Raw genomic sequence first — 12,941 nt, forward strand, 5'->3', positions numbered from 1 at the left:
TCTTTTGCCTGTTGGAAAACTCAAGGCATCACTATCACTTCAAGATTCACTATAAAGCTGGATAATCGATATAGCCTTTTTCGTTGCCGCCGAACAGAGTGGCGCCATCGAGTTGTGATAGTTCGCTGCCGTTTTGTAGGCGTGAAACTAGGTCTGGGTTTGCTACGAATGGGCGACCAAATGCGACGAGGTCGGCGTAGCCTTTGCTTAATACTTCCTCAGCGCGTTGTGGTGTGTAGCTGCCAGCGACGATGATGGTGTTAGAAAATAACTCTCTTAGCTCTATTCGGAAGCTTTCCGGTATCACAGGCGCGTCATCCCAATCGGCTTCTGATAGGTGTAGATAAGCGATATTACGAGCTTGCAGTTCCTTTGACGCTTCTAGAATCGTTGGCACGATGTCTGGGCAGTTCATGTCTTTGAAGGTGATGAACGGAGCCAAACGTACGCCCACTTTGTCCGCGCCAATCGCTTCAATGACTGCATCCACGACTTCAATCAAAAAGCGAAGTCGGTTCTCGCGGCTGCCGCCATAGTTGTCGGTGCGCTTGTTTGAGTTGGTTCTTAGGAACTGGTCAATCAGGTAACCATTGCCACCGTGGATTTCCACTCCGTTGAACCCTGCCTCGACCGCTTTTTTTGCTGATTCCGCAAAATCTTGAACCACACGATCAATATCGGCTTTGGTCATCTCTCTTGGTTGGATGCAATCCACCATGTTGCCGTTACCATTCTCATCAGAGATCCAAACCTGCGTTTCTATAGGTGCCAGTGCTGAAGGTGCAATCGGCAACTCGCCTTTTTGAAAGGTAGGGTGTGATACTCGGCCTACGTGCCATAGTTGGCAGAATATCGCGGCACCTTGCTCTTTTGCTGCTGTTGTTACTGATTTCCAACCTTCGATTTGCGCATCGGTATAGACGCCGGGTGTGAATGAGTAACCTTGAGAGTCATCTGAAATTTGTGTGGCTTCAGTGATGATAAGCCCTGCACTTGCTCGTTGTTGGTAATAAGTCGCCATCATGTCGTTTGGCACGTTTCCAGGTTGGCTAGTGCGAGCGCGTGTCATGGGTGCCATAACCACACGGTTTTGCAGCTCTAGGCCTTTCAGTTCTGATGTTTCGAATAACTTGTTCATGGTATTTACCTTGTGTCGGTCATGTGTTGATTGATTTAGCGTGCGGTGGTCACTATTTCGATTCCGCAGGGCTGAAGATAGAGTCGTTTTGTGGCTTTTCAGCTCGGTTGGCTTTTGCAATAAGCAACAAACCAATCACAGGGACAACAACGGCTGCGAATGGAATCATTCCTGCGCCTAGTTGGCTGTCGAGTACCATGCCGCCTAGGAAGCCACCGAAGGCATTAGCCAAGTTAAAGGCTGAGATATTCGCGGTTGCTGCTAGCTCTTGCCCTTCGCCACCGTGGTTCATTACTCGAAGCTGCATAGCAGGAACGTTGGCAAATGATGCAATACCAAAGACAAATGAAGCTGCAACGAATAGGATTTTGTTGTCGACAACAAGGCCAACCACTACTAATGAAACGATCATCGCGATAGCCCAAAACATCGATGCTTTGCCTAAATCTTTGTCAGAAGAGCGTCCGCCCAAGGTGTTACCTATGATTAAGCCGACACCAACAATCACTAAGATCCAAGTGACTGATTCTTGACCGTAACCTGTGATGTGCATGGCGATAGGCGCAAGGTAGCCGTAAAGCGTCATGAAGCCAGACCAAGCAAAAGCGGTGATCGCCAAGCTGATGAGAAGCATTGGATTTTTGAATGCCAACAGCTGAGTTTTGATGTCTTTCGCTTCGCTGTGACCTGAAGATTTTATTGACGTTAAGATTGAAATCATGGCGATGGTGCCAAGTGCAGCCACGGTAAAGAAAGTGGTGTGCCAACCGAATTGCAAGCTTACCCAAGTACCTGCGGGAACCCCAAGAACGTTAGCGAGCGTTAAGCCAGCGAACATCTGACCAACAGCACGACCAGCCATTTTCTCAGACACTAAATTGGTCGCGACAACTGCACCTATGCCATAGAAAGGACCTTGCACTAAGCCTGCAATAACGCGGCTTGCAAGTAGAAGTGGGTAGCTAGGAGCTAAGGCTGACAAGATATTGCCGATGATGAACAAAGCCATTAAGCCAATCAGTACCATCTTCTTGTTAAAACGTGCGAGGTAGATGGTTAAGATCGGGCCACCAATAACGATAGCCAATGCGTAAGCACTGATTAGGTATCCGGCTTGACCTTCGGTGATCGAAAGGGATGTGGCAATTTGTGGAAGGATGCCTGCAATAACAAACTCAGCGGTGCCGATGGCAAAAGCTGCGAGTGTCAGTATCCAAACTTGGAATGGGATCTTTTCTTTATGGATCGCTTCTGATTTCATAGTGAAGTACCTGTGTTAATTCTTGTTTGTTAGGACGTTTACATACACGCCCTAACGATTGTTCTTTGCTTCTTTGCTTCTTTGCTTCTTTGCGAAGTGTTAGCCGAGTAGAGCACCGCCATCGATGTCGATGACTGACCCCGTTACGTATGGGTTGTTGATCGCGAATAGATAGCCCATTGCGATATCTTTAGCCTCTCCGACTTTGCCTGCTGGTAGGTTGTTTTTCGCGTTGTCGTACATGGTTGAGCGAGCTGAATCGTCCATGTTTTTGTAAGCCTCGGTCATGGTAAGGCCGGGGCTGACTGCGTTGACTCGAATCGGTGATAGTTCTTTGGCAAGCACCTTAGTTACGCTCTCTAGCGCGGCATTAATCGCGGTTTTTACGTAAGTACCAGCAACCACTTTGCGTGACAGCATGCCCGTGGTTAGTGTGATTGAGCCGTTTGGAGTCATGTAACGTGCGGCGTGCTTGGCTACGTTTAAGCTTCCCCAAAACTTGGTATCAAATGCTGCTTTTGCGTCTGCGATAGCAACGTCTGTCACTTTTCCTGCGGGAGCGTATGACCCCGCGGTTATCATCAAGTGATCAAAGGCACCAATCGATTCGAAGTATTCACAAACCGATTTCTCATTGCTGATATCAACGCCGGTGTGTCGGCTGGCAATGTGTACTGTGTTGTCTTCGTTTCTCAATTGCATTGCTAATGCTTTGCCGATACCTGATGTTCCACCAATGATGACGAATGTGTGCTTTTCTTGGTTTGTAAGTTCGTTGTTCATGTTCTGAATTCCTGCGTGTTCTGCTGATGGTTGTCATTATATTTGTTCGACTAAATTTGATAATTGGTTAAAATATGAAATCATTATTCGGATTAACTGAATAGCAGGAGAGGTGAATGGACAAGTTTTCAGATATGGCGATGTTCGTGAGCATTGTTAAGCATCGCGGGTTAGCTGCGGCGGGGCGAGAGTTAGGGCTTTCTCCTGCGACCATGACAGCAAGGCTTCAGGCGTTGGAAGAGCGATATGGTGTGAAACTGCTGAACCGAAGCACAAGACATGTGTCTTTAACTGACTCTGGGGAGCTGTATCACAAGGCGTGTCTGGAGATATTGGATAATGTCAGCGAGGCTGAAAACCTGATTCAAAATGGCGTCAAAGAAGTTAAAGGCCCACTAAAGATTGCGGCACCTAAAGACATCGGAAAGCAGTACATCCTTCCTATTTTGTCGGAATTTTGTCAGCAGTATCCAGACGTTATTCCCTACCTGTATTTGAACGATAACCTATCGAATATCGCCGAATCAGGCATGGACATCGTGATCCGCTACGGTGAATTGGTTGATAGTAGTTTGATCTCTAGACGCTTATCACCAAGCCGACGAGTGCTATGTGCGTCCCCAGAATATCTCGCCAAACACGGCACGCCGTTGACGCCACAAGACTTGGTTGAGCACGACTGTTTGGCGATGCTGCGCAGTAATGAAGAACTTAAAACATGGCACTTTCAAGATCAGGATATGAAGAAGTCGGTGACGGTGGTTCCTAAGCGATTTTCAGACGATGGCGAAGTGATTCGCTACTGGGCATTAAAAGGCGAGGGTATTGCACTTAAATCGGTGTTGGATGTGCAAGACGACATAAATAACCAACGCCTTGTGACTCTGCTCAATGGCTACATGAAGAACTTCAACACCTCGACCTCTGTATCAAGCGCAGACTTGAATGTGGTGTACATCAGCAAGAAATATCAGCCGAAACGTATCCGACTCTTCTTAGATTATCTTCTTGAGAACTTTAGTGGTTTGGTCGAGAGATCAGACAAAGAGTAGACGCTTACCCACGTATGACGGATCTCTCGAACTCAGCGCCCGCTTACGGACAGAGATCATCGATCTGGTTATGATATCTGCAACATAAGGACGTGATTGGAGAGAGAAATGAAAGTCGTCGGTAACACGGTTATCCAACCTTTTCACAAAGCCACCTGCCACTGCGGCGCGGTTGAATTAGAACTCAGCTTGCCTAATGGAATCGAAAAGCCGCGTCGATGTGATTGTTCTATCTGTCGTCGTAGAGGCGCGATCGTTGGTTCTGTCGCGCTGGATGGCATCAAGATTCTTAAAGGTGCAGAACATCTTAAGCTTTATCAATTCAATACTAATACCGCTAAACATTACTTCTGCTCAAACTGCGGTATCTATACCCATCATCAGCGCCGTTCTAGCCCGAATGAATATGGTTTTAATATCGGTTGTTTGGAAGGGGTGAACCCTTTTGATATTGGAGATGTGGTGACCAACGACGGTGTCAATCACCCAGCTGATCGTTAATTTATTGAGCATTAAAAAGGGAAAGGATTATGTCTGAATATGGATCAGTCATTCGTTGGCAAAAAGCAGAAAATGAAGCCTTTAGCGACAATCAATATAGCCGGGGGCATACATGGGAGTTTGATGGTGGCGTTATTGTACCTGCGTCGTCATCGCCTCATGTTGTGCCACTGCCACTCTCTGTTGAAGAGAATGTTGATCCAGAAGAAGCGTTTATTGCAGCACTGTCTAGCTGCCATATGCTGACTTTTTTGGGCATTGCTGCTAAACAAAAGTACGTAATTGAGTCTTACGTTGATGATGCGATAGGTGTACTTGAGGAAGATGAATCAGGCCGCTCATCGGTAACTAAGGTGACTCTGCGACCTGACATTGTGTTCTCAGGCACTAAGGTGCCAACCGTCAAACAACTCGACAAACTGCATCATTTTGCGCACAAAAACTGTTTTATCGCGAACTCGGTCAAGACAGAAATTGTGATAAGAACTAAGATCGTGCCAGAAATCATAGGGTAATCTTTCGTTACGCTTTGTTGTATAAGCTAGGGTGAACAATTATTTGCTGCGGTTGGTATAATACTGAGCCCAAGTGTCGAGTTTCTTATATAGGTTATGTTTAGCGTCCCTTTAAATAGTTTTGTTCATCGTGTGAGTGATAAAGGCCAAGTCATGGCTAATGCAGCTGAATGTGGATGTCAGTTAAAACGAGTTCGCCGTTCACGTAATTGGTTGCTGGTCGCTCAAGAAGATCAACTCGTTGAATTTAAAACGATGTTAACCCACGAAAAGGATGGTTGGATCGTCATTGCGATAGACAAAGTATTGCCTAAACCTGTGGTGTGTTTGGCTTCGCTGCTAGCGGCAACACCCTCGATGACGGTCGCTCAGCTGGTGATGGAGTCTGGATGTTCAATGGCAGAAGCAAGACGTGCCATTGATGAACACGAAGGACTCTAGGCGTATTCGAATAGTGTGAAAAGAGAATTGCAAGCAGCAAAAAGCCCGTAACGATATTGCGCTGGAAAACGTAATATCGTTACGGGCTTTATCATCTGTGCTGCTAAGCTATGCGGCTTATAAAGCGTGACTCGATTAAGAGTTAGCCACTTTTACACGAATCGTGTTTTTGCCAAGCTTAGTCATGTTCAGCTTGTTTAGTGCCGCTTTCGCTTCTTCGTGCTCTGGCATTTCAACAAAAGCAAAGCCTTTTGAGTCGCCAGTTTCTTGGTCTAAAACTAGGCTGCACTCTTTTACTGAACCGAACTCAGAAAATAGCACACGGATGTCTTGCTCAGAAGTAGAGCGCGATAGGTTACGAACTAGAAGTTTCATAATAAACCTTGAATATGAATTTACGCTGGGCATTGTCGCACATTTTTGTGCTCACCCTGACATAATAATTTAAGATCACGCTTGCTTGGTTTTACTACGCAGAGCCAGCGCTTTTGAGTAATCAAACGTGATTATTCGTCGTCGAACTGTTTGATCGTGAACGCGTCTTCGATTCGGTTAAGCTCTTCTTGTTCTTTTACTCGCTTCTCTTCTTGAAGAGTCGCTCTCGTTTCGTTGAAACGTTTTTTCTCGGACTTAGTCAGGAATTTTACAGCTTTTTTGTTGGTCAGTGCGTAAGCAACTACGTCTTCACCTTTTTCTCTGCGGTCGTTTACGCGTTGTGAGAAACGTTCATTGTCGCGAGCTTTACGCTCCGCTGAGGTCAACTTGCTCATGCTTTAAAGCCTTTTCAATTATTCATGGTAGGGAATCTACGCTTAGCGAAACAAATGGGGACTGCTTAGTGTGAGTCTAGCCCATTTGCGTGCTGGTGGCGCATCTTAGCACAGAGGCTTGAGCTTGCAGGTATGCAATTCGCGGGAACAAACAAAACAGCCCACAATTTTCATTGTGGGCTGCGTGCAGAAGTGGCGAAGGCCAGAATCCGAAATGACAATTATATCAAATCTTCTCTATGTATAAGATGACCTCTCCGACTTTAAAGCCGAACTTGGACATCTCAGTTTTGTTGAACAAGCGTTTGTCGTCCATCAAGAACATCCAGTCATCTAGCACCACTTCATAGGTGCTGCCGTCTACTTCAATCTCTAAGTCGTATTTCCAATATAGAGCAGAACCTTGAGTCTCCCCATAAGCGGTTCCAACGACATCGTTGGCAGTCCCAGAGTAGGTGTTTTCGCCAGTTTTCATCAGGTTCCAAACGCGGGTTGATCGCTCGCCATCAGCAAAAGAGAACCACTCTTTTATCTCTCCGTTGTCACCGTCCCAAGTCGCGATCAGTTTGGCATCGAAGCGGCGCAGTAGGTTACCAGAACGGTCGAGAACCATGCCGTAAGCCATTAGCTCACCATTGAAAAAGGTTTCAAGCTTGAGCTCTGGCGTAGTGTCGACATGGTCCTCTAAACTTGCAGAACCACAACCTGCCAGCCAAGTGAGTGAAAAAAGTGCCAGAGCGAATTTTATTATTGTTGTTTTTGGATTCATTTGTTTAAACCTAAAAGTTGTTTGCGTAGGCCGGGTTCGGATGTGTTCTCAGATAACCAAATCGCCAGAAATGCTTCGCCAAATTGTTTGTCTTGGATTACTCCGATAGGTTGCTCATCAAAGTAGAAGCGGCTGACATTATCTTCAGCGACACGTATGGTGAGAGTGCTTCCTGCTTCTACGTTCGGCCACATCGCGTATAACGGCTTCAACCAACGTTGAATACTGTTATTTGAGTAACCAAGCTTGTTCCATTGATCTTCGGTTGCATCGACTAAGTCTTTGCTGTCGATAGCGCGGTAATACTCGAGTTTCAGTGCGCGTTCTGAGTTGGTTGGTGTGGCATAAAATTCAGCAGAGTAGAGTGTCCAAAATAGGTAACTCATTTCGCCTTGGCCACGTTTATTTAAGTCATCGACCGCAGAGGCTTTAGTGTTTGCGGAAAATAACAGCGCAGCAAAAATTAACGAGAGAGTGATAAAGCTTAGAAGTGTGTTTTTTGCTTGCTGATGAGCGCGAACAATATCGCTCTCAGGTTTGAACGTTTGTGTCGGATTGCGTGGATAAGCCATAAGTCACCTCGATATTGCCATTTTAGGTTGTACTAAGTTGGAGTAGGCGGCCACCAGTAAGGGCAACAAAATCCCCCAACTTATTGCAAGGGCAGCAACTACCGATGCATCTGGCCAAGTAGTCAGGAGGGCGCCTGCTTTGATGCCTCCCCAATAACTACTAGTACCTGCTACGAACCCTATGACAAACAAGATCACTTTTGAGCATTTTAAAAGCCAATTTAGGCTGTGGTTAAAACTGATTAAGAACATGATCCATAGGCAAACAAGCCACACTGGAAACCACGATTGATTAGCAATTTCAGAGTCGACGGCAAACACGCCGAAGTGAAAGAAGAGGCTATCAAGTAATAGCCCTAATGGTAATAAGATGAGTATCTTCAGATCGCTACTGCGAGTCGGTGATAGGAGGAAGTGAACCACTACAATCAGTGGTGTGACGAACGGGGCTTGCGCGGTAAAGAAGGCACTGCAAACCCAGGTCGCTTGAAACAGTACGAGATTAATAATCCAAAACCGTTTCATCTTTTACTCCAAAGTAACGAGGCTTTCTTGCGACTAAATGGTGAGTGCTGATCACTCGCTCTTTGAATGCACCTTCACAGTAACAGAAGTAGAAGATCCACAAGCGCTTAAACTCTTCTGAATAGCCGAGAGACTCAAGTTCTTCCCAGCTATTTTCAAAGGCGATGTTCCAGTCGTTAAGCGTTCGAGCGTAGTGCAAGCCAATATCATCAATTTCTTGAACCACAAGATCTGTACTAGTCGCAAGGTGTTGGGTCATCACTGAAACCGAAGGTAAACAACCGCCGGGGAATATGTACTTCTGAATAAAGTCGACGCCCTTACGGTATTTATCGTAACGGCTGTCAGCAATCGTAATTGCTTGAATCAGCATCTTGCCTGAGGGCTTAAGTAGCGACGAACATTTTTCAAAGAAGGTTTGTAGATATTCATGGCCGACCGCTTCTATCATCTCGATAGAGACCAACTTGTCATACTCTCCTGTAAGGTTGCGATAATCCTCTTTAAGCAGGGTGATTTTGTCGGTTAAACCAAGTGCTTTGACTCTCTGTTCTGCAAGTGCGTGTTGGGCATCTGATATTGTGGTTGTGGTGACATGACAACCGTAGTGCTGCGCCATAAAGATGGCTAAGCCGCCCCAACCTGTGCCTATCTCAACCACGCTATCCTTCTCAGACAACTCTAATCGCTCACAAATGGTTTTCATTTTGTTCTGTTGAGCTTTGGATAGGGTTTGTGCATCTTCGCTGTAGATAGCGGAAGAGTACTGCATCGAGCTATCTAAGAAGCGCTCATACAGCTCGTTGCCAATATCGTAGTGGGCGAGAATGTTGCGCTTGGAGCCTTGTTCGGTGTTGGCATTCTTACGACGCAGCAAGAGGTTTTTGATGCGAGAAATCCACTGTGTCTTGTCATCAAGTTCATCCAATTGGGCTTGGTTACGAGCCATGATTTGAATCACACGCGTCAGATTTGGACTGGTCCATTTGCCATCGATATAGGCTTCAGATGCCCCAATGCTGCCGTTGATAACGACATCTCTAAAAAAGGTCGCATCATGAATCACGATTCGACCTTTCAGTTCGGCTTCTCGATCACCAAATACTGAATGCTGGTCGCGCTCAATGATCTCAAGCGTCGCGAATTGTAGGCTTTCTAATACCTTGAAAATTAAAGCTCGATATTTACAGTTGCTTGAAACAGCAACGGCTTTAGCCTGTTGTTCAATATTGTTGTTTTGTTTGGCAAGCTGTTCCATGTAAACCTCGCTGATAACTCATTCTAATATTTTGTGCCAACTAAGCTGAGTTTTGCTCCTTGGTTGGAGCGAACCCAAGCTAGAATTGATTTCTGTTTTAAGCGCTTAAGATGTTGAGTCTGGATGCGCCACAAACGGTACTTTTTTCAGGAATAATTTGAGAGCCTGATAATAAATTCCCATCACGACTTTTATGGTCATAGCCGGAATCTTGAATACCGTTCGTCTAATGTTTGTCTTGGTTACTGACTGTTTGGTCAGGGCCAGTGTCGCATCGAAAAGCTTGTTGTCTCGGCGGCTTTCGATGTGAATTAACGTGCGTTTCGCTGGTGGCTTAATCTTCCAAAAATAAGTCATATTCAAATCCATGAACGGCGAAACGTGAAACTCTTTTTCTACCTTCAACTCTTGGTGCATGTCGATCAGATAGTAGTGTCTTTCTCGCCAAGGCGTGTTACTCACTTCTGCCAACATGTATTTACAATCTCCAGTTTCGTCATAGCAGAAGAAACAGTTGATTGGGCTGAAATAGATGCCTAAGCAGCGGCACTGAGCCAGCATCGTCACACGGTTTGAATCAGACCAAACCCCACCAAGTTGTTGCACTTTGGAAGCTATACGTTGCTTAAGTGATTTTGGTTCATTCGTAGTGACATTTTGTTTTTTTTCAGTGAGATAATCCGATTCTACAAAGCGAATCGGGTTATACCATCGAGTGCCGAACAGCGCACTGCGCGATGTGGTTTGGGGCAGTTCGTCAAGATCGAGCCCCATCATATACAGCTGATAGCTGAACTCATGTGTTATGTTGCCAAAGCGGCGATGTCTGACGTTACCCCAATAGATACCGCTGAGCTCTTCACTCTTTTCAGATGCGATCCCCATCTCGGGTGTCAGGGTTTGACTGTTCATAGCACTGAACTCGTACTCAAATCCAAACCGAAGCGTTTGGTCACATCGAGTGCACTGTGGACACCGTCTTCATGGAACCCGTTATACCAATAAGCACCAGCAAAGTGAGTCTGGTTTTTGCCACAAATCTGCTCTCGTTTGTGCTGAGCTTCGACCGTGTTCGAATTAAGTACCGGGTGATGATAAACAAAGCTGCGAATGATTTTCTCTGGGTTGATGCTTTCGCTTTGATTCAAGGTGACACAGAAGGTGTCTTGGCTTTCGATGCCTTGCAGGATGTTCATGTTGTAAGTCACACAGGCTGGTCGTTTACTGTCGCCATCTAACATGTAGTTCCAACTTGCCCAAGCCAGCTTTCTGTCTGGTAATAAGCGTGTATCGGTGTGCAGAACCACTTCATTGCGGCTGTAAGGGATCTCGCCCAGTACCTGTTGCTCTTGTTCTGTCGCATCACCAAGCAGACGTAAGGCTTGGTCTGAGTGACAGGCAAAGATTACTTCGTCGAAGTTTTGCGTGCTGCCATCTTCAAATTCAACAGTGACGCCCGGTTCTTGGCGAGTGACTTGTTTAATCGATGTATTCAGTGCAACAGGCTTACTCAAGCGTGAAAGGATAATTTCAACGTAAGAGCGTGAACCTTTTGGAATCACATACCACTGGGGGCGGTTCGCGATATCGAGCAATCCGTGGTTGTAGAAAAACTGAATAAAGAATTTCAGCTCAAACTCTTCCATTTCCTCTAAGCTTGTCGACCAAATAGCCGCGCCCATCGGCAGAATGTAGTGCTGACTGAAAAAATCTGAAAATTGATTATCGCGTAGGAAACTGCCAAGGGTAACGTCTGGTGTGAATTCATTACTTTCAAACTGAGCCTTACACAGTTTGTTGAACTTGAGAATGTCAGACACTAAAGACCAGAACTGAGGTTTGAAGATGTTACTCCTTTGTGCGAATAACGAATTAATGCTATGGCCGTTGTACTCAAACTTAGTAGTGGTGTTGTGGACGCTGAAGCTCATCTCTGTAGGTTGCCTTTCGACACCGAGTTGTTCCAGGAGCTGATTGAAATTCGGGTAGGTTCGATCGTTGAATACGATGAAACCTGTATCTATCGAAAACGCCGAGCCTTGATGTTCAATATCAACGGTCGCGGTGTGGCCCCCAACATAATCATTCTTTTCGAATACCGTTACGTCGTGGTGCTTATCTAATATGTGTGCGCAAGTGAGTCCAGAGATACCTGACCCGATAATGGCGATTTTCTTCATTGTTATACCATCCTTGAAGCGAGTTTTTGCCAAACTGGAGTTGGAAGTATTCTTAGTAGCTTCATCAACATGATGAATCGTCTTGGGAAATCGATTTCACTCTTTCCTTGAGCAATACCATTTACGATTCTTTGAGTTGCGGCCTCACTACTAATAATCATAGGCATAGCGAACGTATTTCGCTCGGTTAATGGCGTTTCAACAAAGCCAGGGTGCACAATTGATACATGAATGTTGTGCGTTGCCAGATCAACCGACAGTGTTCTGCCTAAGTAGGTGAGGGCTGCCTTTGAAGCGCCATAAGCTTCTGCTCTAGGTAAAGGTAAAAAGCTGGCGCTGGAGCTTACCAAAACCAAACGGCCACCGGGCTTGATGTTTTTTAACCAAGCTTTAAGAGCGTAGCCAATTGAAATTAGGTTGATGTTGATGACGCGCTCGAAAAGCTCGGCATCAAAATTCACAGGGTCGTCGATGTATTCACAATCACCCGCATTTAGAATCAGCAGATCGAGCGGCTTGTCTTGGTCGAGTTCTGGGAAGTTGTGGTAATCGGTCAGATCGAAACAGAGCGGTGAAATGGATGAATGTGCGATGTCTGTATCGTGAGAATCAACTAAGGCCTGCAGTTTGTCTGGGTTGCGGCCACAAGCAATCACCTGATGCCCTTGCTGAGCGTAATCTTTAGCGAGGGATTGGCCGATACCTGAGGTCGCGCCTGTAATCATAATACGCATTATCGGCTCGCTCTCTTTTTGATGGATTTAATCGCGCAACCCAGTACTGGAATGTGTTCATACAACATAGAACCGACGTCGAGGTAGTCTCTGTGGTAAATCACCTGACCGTCGAACATCTTGAGGTGGCTGTGTCCTTGTACTTCGATCGGCTTTTGCCCATTTAGTTGCTTGTGAGCAAATTGCATCGTCCAGTAAACCGAAGCTTCATCGTTCACTTCGAAAGTGTGTTCAATGTGGAAGTAACAGCTCGTCACTTGGGTGTAGAGGTTCTCGAAGTAGTGAGTAAGCGCAGAAATACCGCTGACATGGTGCAGCGGATCTTGGAATTCAATATCAGGGTGATAAACCGTCTTCAGCACGTCGAAATTGTCTGTTCCGAGTTCTCGATACATGTTGAGAAAGTTATCAAGCCATAGAGAGTTATCCATAATATTCACTC

At 45.8% G+C, this 12,941-nt stretch carries 17 protein-coding genes; 4 read left to right on the top strand and 13 right to left on the bottom strand.

Annotated elements, in window-relative coordinates; genetic code table 11:
* Nucleotides 1-49 precede the first annotated feature (49 nt).
* From CWO27_RS04025 to CWO27_RS04035, 3 genes are all read right to left on the bottom strand, one after another.
* Nucleotides 50-1,138, bottom strand: a complete 1,089-nt coding sequence (locus CWO27_RS04025; protein ID WP_107898590.1) for an alkene reductase — start codon at nt 1,136-1,138, stop codon at nt 50-52.
* 52 nt (nt 1,139-1,190) lie between these two features.
* Nucleotides 1,191-2,399, bottom strand: coding sequence for an MFS transporter (locus CWO27_RS04030; protein WP_102432133.1), 1,209 nt, complete (start codon nt 2,397-2,399; stop codon nt 1,191-1,193).
* A 99-nt stretch (nt 2,400-2,498) separates the two neighbouring features.
* Nucleotides 2,499-3,182, bottom strand: a complete 684-nt coding sequence (locus CWO27_RS04035) for an SDR family oxidoreductase (protein WP_102432132.1) — start codon at nt 3,180-3,182, stop codon at nt 2,499-2,501.
* Between the two features lie 116 nt (nt 3,183-3,298).
* Here CWO27_RS04035 and CWO27_RS04040 point away from each other — a divergent pair, with 116 nt between their 5' ends.
* The 4 genes from CWO27_RS04040 (at nt 3,299) to CWO27_RS04055 (ending at nt 5,691) form a co-directional block, all read left to right on the top strand.
* The gene (locus CWO27_RS04040) at nt 3,299-4,234 is read left to right on the top strand and encodes a LysR family transcriptional regulator (protein ID WP_107898591.1); all 936 of its coding nucleotides are present in this window, start codon (nt 3,299-3,301) and stop codon (nt 4,232-4,234) included.
* 108 nt (nt 4,235-4,342) lie between these two features.
* Nucleotides 4,343-4,735: a GFA family protein gene (locus CWO27_RS04045; RefSeq protein WP_017070209.1), complete on the top strand. Its 393-nt coding sequence runs from the start codon at nt 4,343-4,345 to the stop codon at nt 4,733-4,735.
* Nucleotides 4,736-4,764: 29 nt separating this feature from the next.
* A complete protein-coding gene (locus CWO27_RS04050; protein WP_107898592.1) occupies nt 4,765-5,250 on the top strand; it encodes an OsmC family protein in 486 nt (161 codons plus the stop codon).
* A gap of 96 nt (nt 5,251-5,346) precedes the next feature.
* Complete coding sequence (locus CWO27_RS04055; RefSeq protein WP_061015868.1) at nt 5,347-5,691, top strand: ribosome recycling factor family protein; 345 nt, start codon at nt 5,347-5,349, stop codon at nt 5,689-5,691.
* A gap of 135 nt (nt 5,692-5,826) precedes the next feature.
* Here CWO27_RS04055 and CWO27_RS04060 read toward each other — a convergent pair whose 3' ends face one another.
* From CWO27_RS04060 to CWO27_RS04105, 10 genes are all read right to left on the bottom strand, one after another.
* Nucleotides 5,827-6,066, bottom strand: coding sequence for an RNA recognition motif domain-containing protein (locus CWO27_RS04060; protein ID WP_017057644.1), 240 nt, complete (start codon nt 6,064-6,066; stop codon nt 5,827-5,829).
* 131 nt (nt 6,067-6,197) lie between these two features.
* Nucleotides 6,198-6,461, bottom strand: a complete 264-nt coding sequence (locus tag CWO27_RS04065) for a hypothetical protein (protein WP_017061275.1) — start codon at nt 6,459-6,461, stop codon at nt 6,198-6,200.
* A 226-nt stretch (nt 6,462-6,687) separates the two neighbouring features.
* Nucleotides 6,688-7,230 carry a DUF3833 domain-containing protein gene (locus tag CWO27_RS04070; protein WP_107898593.1) on the bottom strand — a complete coding sequence of 181 codons (543 nt, stop codon included), beginning with the start codon at nt 7,228-7,230 and terminating at the stop codon, nt 6,688-6,690.
* Nucleotides 7,227-7,802 (bottom strand): chalcone isomerase family protein, encoded by a 576-nt coding sequence (locus tag CWO27_RS04075; RefSeq protein ID WP_107898594.1) that lies wholly within the window; start codon nt 7,800-7,802, stop codon nt 7,227-7,229. The genes CWO27_RS04070 and CWO27_RS04075 overlap by 4 nt, the downstream gene beginning before the upstream one ends.
* A gap of 3 nt (nt 7,803-7,805) precedes the next feature.
* A complete protein-coding gene (locus CWO27_RS04080) occupies nt 7,806-8,327 on the bottom strand; it encodes a DUF2878 domain-containing protein (RefSeq protein WP_060980873.1) in 522 nt (173 codons plus the stop codon).
* Nucleotides 8,305-9,585 carry an SAM-dependent methyltransferase gene (locus CWO27_RS04085; RefSeq protein ID WP_107898595.1) on the bottom strand — a complete coding sequence of 427 codons (1,281 nt, stop codon included), beginning with the start codon at nt 9,583-9,585 and terminating at the stop codon, nt 8,305-8,307. The genes CWO27_RS04080 and CWO27_RS04085 overlap by 23 nt, the downstream gene beginning before the upstream one ends.
* A gap of 105 nt (nt 9,586-9,690) precedes the next feature.
* Nucleotides 9,691-10,497: a DUF1365 domain-containing protein gene (locus tag CWO27_RS04090; RefSeq protein WP_107898596.1), complete on the bottom strand. Its 807-nt coding sequence runs from the start codon at nt 10,495-10,497 to the stop codon at nt 9,691-9,693.
* A complete protein-coding gene (locus CWO27_RS04095) occupies nt 10,494-11,765 on the bottom strand; it encodes an NAD(P)/FAD-dependent oxidoreductase (RefSeq protein ID WP_107898597.1) in 1,272 nt (423 codons plus the stop codon). The genes CWO27_RS04090 and CWO27_RS04095 overlap by 4 nt, the downstream gene beginning before the upstream one ends.
* Before the next feature lie 2 nt (nt 11,766-11,767).
* The gene (locus tag CWO27_RS04100; protein WP_107898598.1) at nt 11,768-12,499 is read right to left on the bottom strand and encodes an SDR family NAD(P)-dependent oxidoreductase; all 732 of its coding nucleotides are present in this window, start codon (nt 12,497-12,499) and stop codon (nt 11,768-11,770) included.
* Complete coding sequence (locus CWO27_RS04105) at nt 12,499-12,930, bottom strand: nuclear transport factor 2 family protein (RefSeq protein ID WP_048660595.1); 432 nt, start codon at nt 12,928-12,930, stop codon at nt 12,499-12,501. The genes CWO27_RS04100 and CWO27_RS04105 overlap by 1 nt, the downstream gene beginning before the upstream one ends.
* Nucleotides 12,931-12,941 lie beyond the last annotated feature (11 nt).

The sequence above is a fragment of the Vibrio sp. 10N.286.51.C3 genome (assembly GCF_003050065.1).
Taxonomy (GTDB): Bacteria; Pseudomonadota; Gammaproteobacteria; order Enterobacterales; family Vibrionaceae; genus Vibrio; species Vibrio crassostreae.